The organism is Nostoc sp. PCC 9305 (assembly GCF_963920915.1).
In the GTDB taxonomy this organism is placed as follows: Bacteria; Cyanobacteriota; Cyanobacteriia; order Cyanobacteriales; family Nostocaceae; genus Nostoc.
This window is the reverse complement of sequence record NZ_CAWUDN010000018.1, coordinates 1-10,387: the sequence shown is the minus strand read 5'-3', so window position 1 is coordinate 10,387 and position 10,387 is coordinate 1. Positions and strand designations below refer to the sequence as shown.

The window sequence follows — 10,387 nt, the reverse complement described above, 5'->3', positions numbered from 1 at the left end:
TTCGTCGAACTCAGGTCAGTTTAGAGCGATCGCCATTAATTATCGATACAGTAAAGTTCCGGTGAAGTTCCGGTAAAATTACTTTTATGGTATGGTTTTTATAAAATTTACATAGTGGCCAATGAACTTTGAGGAAGCGCTAAAACTTGCTGATGAGGCTGTGTTCGTCAAGGTGGGAAGACGGCTAAGTCAAGTAGAAATTGCTATCCTTAAAGGCTCTTGGCAGCATGAGACATACGAACAAATTGCTTCAGCAGCTTGCTACTCAGTGGCATATATAAAGCAACATATTGGCCCCGAACTTTGGAAACTGCTGAGTGAAGCACTAGACGAGAAAGTTACTAAGAAAAACTTCCAATCTGCTCTAGAGCGCCGATGGCGTAAATCTTGGAAGGCAAACAGAGCAGGGGAAACTCTGGATAATTCCGTTCAAAATCTCAAATCCAAAATTCAAAATCGAGCAGACTGGGGAGAAGCGATTGATGTCTCTGTGTTTTATGGACGAACAGCAGAACTCAACACACTTAACCAATGGCTGATCGAAGAGCGTTGCCGATTAGTAGCACTGTTGGGAATGGGGGGAATTGGCAAAACCTCTCTAGCGGCTAAACTAGCTCAACAAGTTGAGGGGCAGTTTGATTTCTTGATTTGGCGATCAAATATAATGTACTGGTTAGCAGTTAATCGGGAGCCAGTTTCATTAACAGAATTGCAGAATGATATCTTATCACTGATACTTCCACAACAATTATTAGAAGCTTTGGAGTCTTTGCTAAGACGCTCCTTGGTTGAGAAAATTTCTAATTTATTTACTTTACAATCTGTAGTTATGGAGTACATAACTAATGGCTTTATCCAAAACGTTTGGACAGAAATTAAAACTCAAAACCTGGATTTATTCCGAAGTCATACTTTAATAAAAGCGACGGTAAAAGACTATATTAGAGATATTCAAATTCGTTTGATACTCAAACCTGTTATCAATGGACTCTTAACTATATTTAGAAATCAACAAGTTTTAGAAAATCAACTAAATAAAATTTTAGTCAAGCTGCGAAAAACATTCTCGGAAGAACAAAATTATGCAGCCGGAAACATTCTAAATATGCTTTGTTATCTGGGAACCAATCTTAGTAACTATGATTTTTCGCATTTGACTGTTAGGCAAGCAGATTTACGAAATGTGAATTTACACAATGTGAATTTTAACCATGCTCATCTTGCTCAGTCATTATTTGCTGAAACTTTTGGTGGAGTTTTGTCATTAGCATTCAGCCCCAATGGAAAATTTTTAGCTATTGGGGATATGAATAGTGAGATTCGCTTGTACCAAGTTGGTGATTGGAAACAGCTAAACATCTTGAAAGGTCATACTGATTGGGTGTCAGCAATTGCCTTTAATCATGACAGTAGTATCCTTGCTAGTGGCAGTGAAGACCAAACAATCAAGCTTTGGAATGTCACAAATGGTCAATGTCTCAATACCTTGCAGGGACATGAACAAGGAATTTGGTCACTGGTTTTTACTTCAGATGGGAAAGTATTGGTCAGTGGCAGTGATGACAAGACTGTAAAGATATGGGATGTCAATACTGGTCAGTGCTTGAAAACCTTACTAGAGCATCAAAATATGGTAAGGGCAGTAGTTTTGAGTCCTGACAACAAAGTATTAATTAGCGGTAGCGTGGATAAAACACTAAAGCTGTGGAATGTTAGCACTGGTAAATGTTTAAGAACTTTGCAAGAACATAATGAAGGGATTTGGTCAGTTGCCATCAGTCCAAATGGAAGGATACTTGCTAGTGGTAGTGGCGATGGAGTAGTCAAGTTATGGGATATTAAAACTGGTGAATGTTTGATGACTTTGCAGGGACACTGTGATTGGGTGATGTCACTTGGATTCAGTCAAGATGGGCAAATCTTGGCAAGTGGAAGTTGGGATCAGAAAGTGAAGTGGTGAATGCCAGAAAACTTTGCTAGGACACAATAGTATGATCCGAGCAGTTATGTTTAGTCCTGATGGTCAAATCTTGGCAAGTGGCAGTAATGACCAAACTTTGAAACTGTGGGAAGTTGCTACTGGTCAATGTTTAAAAACTATGCAGGGATATGGTAATGGCATCTGGTCAATTGCCCTCAGCCCTGACGGTCAAATGCTGGCTAGTAGTAGTGATAAAACAGTGAAATTGTGGGACATCAACACTGGCGAATGCTTCGCAATATTCATCGGACATAGCAATGAGGTTAAGTCAGTGGCATGGAGTCCTGACGGTAGTATTGTCGCCAGTGGCAGTGAAGACAAAACAATCAAACTATGGGATATTAAGGCTGGTAAATGTCAACAAACTTTGCTAGGACACTCGAATTGGATTTGGGCAATTGCTTTTAGTCCTGACGGTTGTACTTTAGTTAGTGGTAGTCATGACCATACAGTGAAATTATGGGATGTCGAGACTGGTCAATGCCTCAAAACTTTACATGAACAAAACCACGGAGTTTTGTCAGTCACCTTCAGTCCTGATGGTCTAACTTTAGCTAGTGGTGGTCATGACCATACAGTAAAGATATGGGAAATCAAGACTGGTAAATGTCTGCAAACTTTGCCAGGACATAGAGGCTGGGTGTGGTCAATTGCCTTTAGCCCCGACGGACAAATCCTGAGTAGTGGTGGTGGAGATCACGTAATCAAGTTATGGGAAGTCAAGACTGGTGAATGCTTAAAAACTTTGCCAGGACATACAGGGTGGGTGCGATCGCTCGCCTTTCGTCCAGATGGTAAAATTCTCAGCAGTGGTAGCATGGATCAAACTGTGAAGTTATGGGATGTAAAAACTGGTGAATGCCTCAAAACTTTACAGCAACCAACTCAAGCAGTTTTATCAGTTACCTTTAGTCCTGAAGGGCATACTCTCATCAGTAGCGGTGAAGATGAAACGCTGAAGATTTGGAATATCTTGACAGGTGAATGTATAAGAAGTTTGAGAAGTAAAAGACTTTACGAGGGGATGAAAATTGGTGGTGTTACTGGGTTAACTGAGGCGACGCTTACCACTCTGAAAACTCTGGGGGCGATTGAGTCTGAACTGCACATCAGCAACAATGGGCGAGTGTAAAAAACTATTGTGCAAATCGCTAGGGTGGGCATTGCTATAAAGTAAAATATAATACATTGGATAATTCGCGATCGCCTGGTAAAGATAGAGGTTTATAATTGGCGCATAATTGGGAAGGCGATCGCGTTTACTATAAGCTACTTATCGGGATTTGCAACAGTTGGTTGTATATTGTCACAGATATGGCGATCACTTTCATCAGATTGATGTGGAATTAGTTACCATAACGCTCGTAAAAACTCTTTGCGCTTCTGTGTCTCTGCGTTAGCTTTTATCATAACTGTTTTGCCAAACATAGTGTTACAAGTAGCCTTAGCTCCTTTCTCTGTATCAGTTTGAGGGTCTAGTAGTACAGAATGATTCTGCAAACGGTTACATGCTAATTCCAGCCATTTTTTCCAGTTATCCCTATTTTCGATTAAACGCAAACTGCTTGAAATATCTTTATTACCCCCCATGCTGCTCAAGATTGTTCTAGTATCAGCGCTAATAGCAAATACACTAGTATATCCACCTTGGGCATCTGAGTCCTGAAAGGGTACGGACGCTGGTGAACCATCCAAATTCCAGAATTTCAACATTCTATCTGTACCAGCACTTATGATCATTTTTCCATTAGGACTAAATCCTACCGATCCTATAGCCTCAGTATGTCCCTTAACTACTCCTGAACCTACAGGTTTGCCCTTCAAATCCCAAAAACGCAGCGTTTTGTCATAACTACCACTAACAATCATTTTACCATCTGGACTAAAAGCAACAGAGGTAACTCTATCCTCATGCCCTTGGAAAACTATTGGTGGTTTGTTACCTTCCAAATCCCACAAGCGTAGAGTTTTGTCATCAGCCCCACTGATAATCATTTTCCCATCTGGGCTAAAAGCAACAGAGTTAACGCCTCCCTTATTTCCAGCAATGTCAGTACTTTCCTCATGCCCTTGAAAAACTTGTAGTGAATTACCCTGTAAGTCCCACAAACGCAAAGTGTTATCTTTACTGCCACTAACAATTGTCTTACCATCTGGACTAAAAACAACAGAGGTAACTCTATCCTCATGCCCTTGGAAAACTATCGGTGGTCTGTTACCTTCCAAGTCCCACAAGCGTATAGTTTTATCATTACTGGCACTGATGATGCTCTTACCATCGGGACTATAAGCAATAGAATTAACTGGCTCTATAATAGTCGGCTCACTTAATGGATGTTCAAAGGTATGCTTGACTTGATTATCTTCCTTGTTGAATACCATTAGACATCTCCGAAAACTGCCTAAGTATCTCTGTGACTAGCTTATAACGTGCGATCGCCAGTTTCTGAATCCAGCTAGTTTCGAGGATAGAATAGAGGTTTGAGATGTTTGTTGTTAATAATAAGACAAAAAACGTGGTTATGTGCATTCATTTTAAACTCATGCGATCGCGTATTTTTCTACTGGTAATACAAGTGCCCCAATTCGTAGTCTTACTACTCCACAAATTGTCAAAATTACTTGTTCATACTTTTTAGGATTTAAGCGAAATCTTTCTTGAACAACTCGAAATATTTTTACAGAACGAATTCGATGTTTAACAAATAATCGCTTGCATGAAAACTCCTTATTTTCTTTTTTCTGGTCAATTTTTAACTTTCCATTTCTTGGTGTTTTAATCGGTGTGTCAATTAAATCTTCTCCAAGATATCCTAAATCTCCCTTAAATTTTTGTTTGGGGTCAAAGTTATCGCGGTTTTCTCGAAACAAAGTTATATCACTTTTTGTCCCAGGTTCGCCAGCTATAACATCAACAATATCCTTGGCATCTGGCAAGATAATTATCTGACTTTTAAATGTATGTTTACATGCCTTGCCAGAGTAATATTTCTCTTGTTCTTTATTATCCCCAGTCTTTCCCTCACTTGTTCATAGCTATCTACAATTAATTCATAATCTGTAAGTATTTCCTTAACTACCATTAAGTCAGATTCGTTTTTTTTTACTTGTTCAATTAAACTAGATGGTAGCACTTCTCTAAGTATTGGCAACCAATAGTTAAATGTATCATTTGCGGTAGACTCACTCACCCCAAACTGGATACCAAGAAGCTCAAATGTAGTCAGATGCCTGAGATAAACCAACGTTAAAATTATTTGTTCTTTCAGCGATAGTTTTGGTTTACGACCTCCACCACCAGCAATAATTATAACTTTTTTGGATTCTAATAACTCTTGTTTCTCATGATGTAATCGCTCCGCATTTTGAATTAATTGCTGTAACTGTTCATACTCCAGACCAATTAACCGCTTTGTTTTTTTAGGATTTTGTTCAATATGATTCAGTATGTCGCTCATGTTTCTGTGTCAAAAAAGCTATTTGATGTTCTTTTAGCACAGAATGTTACTATTTTGGAGATGTCTTTTGGATTATATGCGTGATGCACGCGATGGGGTAATGGCAGGAGAAATTGGACAAGTGATTAACCGCAATGCTTCCAGTGGTGGTAAAAGTGATGAGTTTTTTGCTAAAGCCGGGGACTTGTTAGCTAAAGCACTATTGCAGTTAGTTAAGGGTTCACCTTACCCAGATATGGCGATGCTTTATGCGGTGCTGCGGTTGCCAAAACTGGTACAGCGTCTTGACCATGCGGTACAGTCCAAAAGGTTGGATGAATGGGTGGCGACTTCGTTTATTCAATTTTTGAGTGCCAAGGATGCAGAGAAGACTATTTCTGGGATTTTGACCACAGCAGCAGGTACTTTCTCATCTTTCATCCAAGCTGATTTGCTGAGGGCATTTATAGGGAAATCGGACATTCCCACTAAGCTTGAAGGTAGAGAGATGGTGGTGTTCAAGCTAGATGATGAACGTCGCAGTGTGGTTGGGCCTCTGCTGGCGGCGGCAATGCACTTGATGATTGTCGGTAATTTAAGCCGTCCCCGCAAAGAACCGTTGATTATTTCTTTGGATGAATTACCATCAATTAAGCTAGACCGACTGCCACAGTGGATTAATGAATATCGTTCCAATGGTGCCTGCTTTATTCTGGGTATCCAAAGTTTAGAGCAACTTTACGATATTTATGGGGATAAAATGGGGAGTGCGATCGCATCAGCTTGTAGTACCCATGTTTTGTTTAATCCTGGTAACTACAAAACGGCTGAGGATTACTCCAAACGCTACGGTGAGAAGGAAGTGCTAATTAAAAATCGTACCACTGGGCGATCGCTTGGCGGACAAATGAGCCGTTCAATTAGCTGGAGTGAGAATTTACAAAAAATGCCTGTAATCAGTGCTGACGAAATTTTGAAATTTCCTCAAGGCAAGTGCGTAATTACCAGTCCTGGTTATAGTTCCGAGGGACAAGCTTCTATTCCTTATCCTTTAATTATTCCAGTGTCCAAAGCCGATGAAAAACGGGCGCATGATAGTGAGGCTCTTTGGGATACACAAGTTAAACCTGCTTTAGAAAGTCAGGTGACAATTCCTGATATCAAAACGCTAACACAAGCATTACATGAACGGATTGAGTCAGCAGCGCGGATGTTGCCTTTACCAGAAGAAGATGTAGCACCTGCACATGAGTCTAGTAGCAGTGAAACTGATGTTTTAGAAAATTTCCCAGCACGAGTTTATCAAACACCCGGATTGCAAGGATAAGAGGCTGGTAGCTTTTAAGAAGCGAAATATTGTTGCTCACAGCGTAGAATCTTCAGTGTTTGCTGCTGGATTTGGGCAGCCTTTTTTCGCTTGTTTAGGTTGTATTCACCCCGTTTAACTCAGTGTTATAAGCTGTCGCATCTGTAATTTTCCAGAGCATTCTAGAGTTACCAATAGTTGCAGACCTAAAAAGTGCAAGTTATACGCGCGATAGCTTACTATTTCAGAAATTGGCAAATGTATTGAAATCAATTTGGAAAAAATTAATGCTGAATCTTAGCAAGACAATATCACCTTTTACCCTTGACTTTTTTCAATGCCGCTTGTCGTACTTCTGCATTGAGCAAATAACCAAAACCCACCTTTTCTAAACGCAGCACAAATTCCTCTCGTGTATTGCCCAATTTACTAGCTGTAGCATCCAAATTCCAATTATGATCTGCTAACTGACTCAGCAAATAAACTCGGCGAGTCTGCATTCCTGATAAGCGATAAGTCTTCAAATACTCCAATTCACCATTCTCTCGAATAATCGCTTCCCCAATATGATTTTCTTCGTTGGGGTTGAGGTCAGTAATAAATCGTTGTAACATGAACGAACCAGCAGTATAGACTTTTTGGGAAATTAACTTGCGTCCTAACAGTCCCTCTGCCATGAAACCCTGAAACGATGCCCAATCTGAACGCATATTTTGTACTGCTGCTCTCAAGGCTGTTAAATCCTTAATTTTTGACTCATCTAAAGATACACTCATGGGAAAAGTCGTATCGTGCAGTAAAGCGTATTGGTACAATAATTCACCATAGAAATCTTCTAACAAGCTATTGTGCAAAAGTCGATAGTCCTCTGGTGTCGGTACTACAAAAGCTGATGCTAATGCTTCGGCAACAAATACTAATACCCCAACCTGTCGAGAGTGAATTTCAAATACCCGCAAAGCATCTTCAAGTCCAGCAATGTAACGTCCACTAAAAGAGCTTTCCATTCGGCTACCCAGCCCATGAGAAAGGGCATACTTAGAATATTCACTCCAGGCAATATCAGGGCCAGAGAAAAACATTGATAAAAAGCCTTCCATTGCCAAGTGCAGTGGCAAAAATCTCAGTTGATTACTAGATTCCCGCTTCACCATCCGGTGCATTAACCGGACACTGGCGCAACTATAGTTTAACTGTTTACCATCTGTTTTAAAAAGCTGTCCCCCAAAAGCCCCTACAGGACTGCCGTCATTAGTCCAAGACAAGACTAGTCCGTGAGGAACATAGGAAAAATATTTCATTCCTGGTGCTGTCATTTCTCCTGCTAAGGAAACAACTGCTAAATCTTCATCGTAGCTACGACGCAGCAAGCGCAAATCATTACGTACTTGATGGCGCAATAATGGCACAATCCGCACTGCTCCCCGTATTTGAGAAGGAGCAATTTCTAGTCCTTTGAGTGATATGTCTGCTAACAGATTGCTTTTGGATGCCATAGGATGGTGGGTCTATTTTTATTAACTTTAAGCAACACCGTATTTGGTATAAGGACGTTTGTATGGGGGATGCAAGCCTAAAACAATATCTGAAGCTGGAACTCCTCTTTCCACTAGCTCTTGAGCAATATCGGCTTCTGTCATATTGTGCTGAATCCAAATTTTATTATCTTTAATGTCTAAATGAATGTAACAGGCATAAATACGATTAAACTCTTGCCAACCAATATCTAGAATTTGATAGTGATCGTGTTCTGTATCAAAAATGAGTTGACATTCAATATTTGGTTCGTTTGGGGTGGCATGGGCGATTAATAATTCGCGCACAATTTGGCGATATTTGGCTAGTTTTTCCATTCGATACACCTTACAGCTTACACCCCTAACATTTGCTTGACTCGCTCTGCTAAATATGATTCCAATTCAGCTAAAGATGCAGAACCTTCAGCAAACCGGGCAAAGCCCAACATCGTAGGTAAATCTTCTGCATCTCGTAATCCTACTGTGGGAATTGCGGGACTCAGGGGGTGTAAAGAAAAGTCATCGGCATTGTAAACAGGATTGCAATGAATAATGGAAGTTTTTTGTTTTGGGTCTAAACGATGACGATATACACGTAGAATTTCCGATGCTCCACTGGGGGGGTCGTTTTCCCAACCATCGGTGACAATTACTACTACATCTGCGCCCCAGTCTAAAGCATCGAGTAGGGGAGTAGCTAGGTCTGTTTGTCCACGAGGTAGAATTAGCAGTGGATCGCTGGTTGATGCTGTCCAAAAAGCTTGGTATTCCTGGGATGCTGCTTTTAGTAAGTAATGAGTAGCTAAGGCTACTCCTAAAGGACGACGATGTTTTTCGGCTGAACCGGAACTGGAGTAGCTGCAATCTAGAACTGCGGCTACTCGTCCTAGTCTTAAAGGTGATTTTCTTAATGTGAAGGCAGCAGATTTCTCTAATGCTTGGTTTAAGATATCCCACTGCTGTTTGCGAGTATCCAATGGCAAGGATAGGATATACAGCGCCAAACGAGTTAGGGGGAGACGACCTAAATTAATGTCGATTTCTACTTCTGTGCGGTTGGCTGAACTTTGAAAGCGCAATTTTTCATTCAAAGTCATTTGCTCTTGAATACGGGATAAAAAGACCTCTCGTTTAATTCCATGTTTTGCTGCTAAACCTTCGGCAACTGTAAAGGGTAGTTGATAAACTGCTTGAGCGCTATAGTGTGCTTGGCGAAATGTCTCGAATAGCTCTGTTTGATAAACTTGCTGTTTCCATTTCCCAAAGAGAAAATTACCTAATTCCCCTGGTAGGGTGAGGTGAGCATGGGAAGCGATCGCTCGAAATTTGGAGCGATATTTCACAGCATCAAAGTTGATGTCACGTTTTTGCTGGAGATAATCACGAGCGATCGCTCTGCTACGACGATTATTGATACTTCTTTTCCGCAATTGTTGCAATACTTCCCAACCTCGTTGTGGTGGTAGGGCTGTTAATGCTGCGGCAATTAATGCACCTTCTTCTTGTCGATGTTCAGGGGGTGTATGTTTTCCTGTTGCTAGTAATTTGAGGATAATTTGCGCTTGGTTGAAGTGGTTAATCCCTGCTGCCAATGTCCGGGTATAGAGTAATCGGTAATTACCTAAAATATAGTCGTGCAGAAAGTCAATAGATACGCGCTGCCCGTAACCATCACCATAGAACTCACGCTGTCCTGTGCAGGAGAGGCAGGCATTAATAAACATGACTAAATCTTCCCTTGCCACCTGCTGATGTTGGTTAGCCCGATTAATGTCCATTGTTGGCATAGTGGCTTTTTTGAAGGGGGTACTGTTCGGGGAATGACGACACGACAAGCTAGGATAGCGTTACAGGCTAGGTTCGGAAGTCGCACCAAAGTCCCGCAAACAGTATTAACGACTATTTTAAGTTCTAGATTAGAAAATAGCTATAGGAATCTGACTTAAATCTTACTAAGTATACTGAGGTTTTAATCTCTATAAAGTAAGTCTGCAAATTCATGAGACACGTCCTTAATTTCCCCATATACTGCATAGATAACTTTGACGGCGCTAATAGACAGCAAGTGCTATTTCTCAACATTATTTTGCCATAAGTAGAACGGCGTGGAAAAACCAAACTATGTAAAGATAAATAAATACGGAGA

General features: G+C 40.6%; 6 protein-coding genes and 2 pseudogenes. 2 read left to right on the top strand and 6 right to left on the bottom strand.

From position 1 onward, the window contains the following. Window positions 1-121 precede the first annotated feature (121 nt). Window positions 122-3,113: pseudogene (locus ACM0OX_RS09190) on the top strand (NB-ARC domain-containing protein). A gap of 218 nt (window positions 3,114-3,331) precedes the next feature. On the opposite strand, the gene ACM0OX_RS09185 reads toward ACM0OX_RS09190, so the two are convergent. From ACM0OX_RS09185 to ACM0OX_RS09175, 3 genes and pseudogenes are all read right to left on the bottom strand, one after another. Next, window positions 3,332-4,363 carry a WD40 repeat domain-containing protein gene (locus tag ACM0OX_RS09185; RefSeq protein ID WP_414514613.1) on the bottom strand — a complete coding sequence of 344 codons (1,032 nt, stop codon included), beginning with the start codon at window positions 4,361-4,363 and terminating at the stop codon, window positions 3,332-3,334. 159 nt (window positions 4,364-4,522) lie between these two features. Then, window positions 4,523-4,930, bottom strand: a pseudogene (locus ACM0OX_RS09180) (transposase family protein); the annotation flags it as partial. Continuing rightward, window positions 4,924-5,439, bottom strand: coding sequence for a helix-turn-helix domain-containing protein (locus ACM0OX_RS09175; RefSeq protein ID WP_414514612.1), 516 nt, complete (start codon window positions 5,437-5,439; stop codon window positions 4,924-4,926). The gene ACM0OX_RS09175 and the pseudogene ACM0OX_RS09180, both read right to left, overlap by 7 nt. 76 nt (window positions 5,440-5,515) lie before the next feature. Between ACM0OX_RS09175 and ACM0OX_RS09170 the strand changes: the two genes are divergently transcribed. After that, the gene (locus ACM0OX_RS09170; RefSeq protein WP_414514611.1) at window positions 5,516-6,745 is read left to right on the top strand and encodes a type IV secretory system conjugative DNA transfer family protein; all 1,230 of its coding nucleotides are present in this window, start codon (window positions 5,516-5,518) and stop codon (window positions 6,743-6,745) included. Window positions 6,746-7,035: 290 nt separating this feature from the next. Here ACM0OX_RS09170 and ACM0OX_RS09165 read toward each other — a convergent pair whose 3' ends face one another. From ACM0OX_RS09165 to ACM0OX_RS09155, 3 genes are read right to left on the bottom strand one after another with little or no spacing between them, the layout of a single operon-like run. Then, window positions 7,036-8,220: an ARPP-2 domain-containing protein gene (locus tag ACM0OX_RS09165; RefSeq protein ID WP_414514610.1), complete on the bottom strand. Its 1,185-nt coding sequence runs from the start codon at window positions 8,218-8,220 to the stop codon at window positions 7,036-7,038. 27 nt (window positions 8,221-8,247) lie between these two features. Next, on the bottom strand, window positions 8,248-8,577 hold the full coding sequence (locus tag ACM0OX_RS09160) for a XisI protein (RefSeq protein WP_414514609.1): 330 nt from the start codon (window positions 8,575-8,577) through the stop codon (window positions 8,248-8,250). Between the two features lie 17 nt (window positions 8,578-8,594). Then, on the bottom strand, window positions 8,595-10,019 hold the full coding sequence (locus ACM0OX_RS09155) for a hypothetical protein (RefSeq protein WP_414514608.1): 1,425 nt from the start codon (window positions 10,017-10,019) through the stop codon (window positions 8,595-8,597). Window positions 10,020-10,387 lie beyond the last annotated feature (368 nt).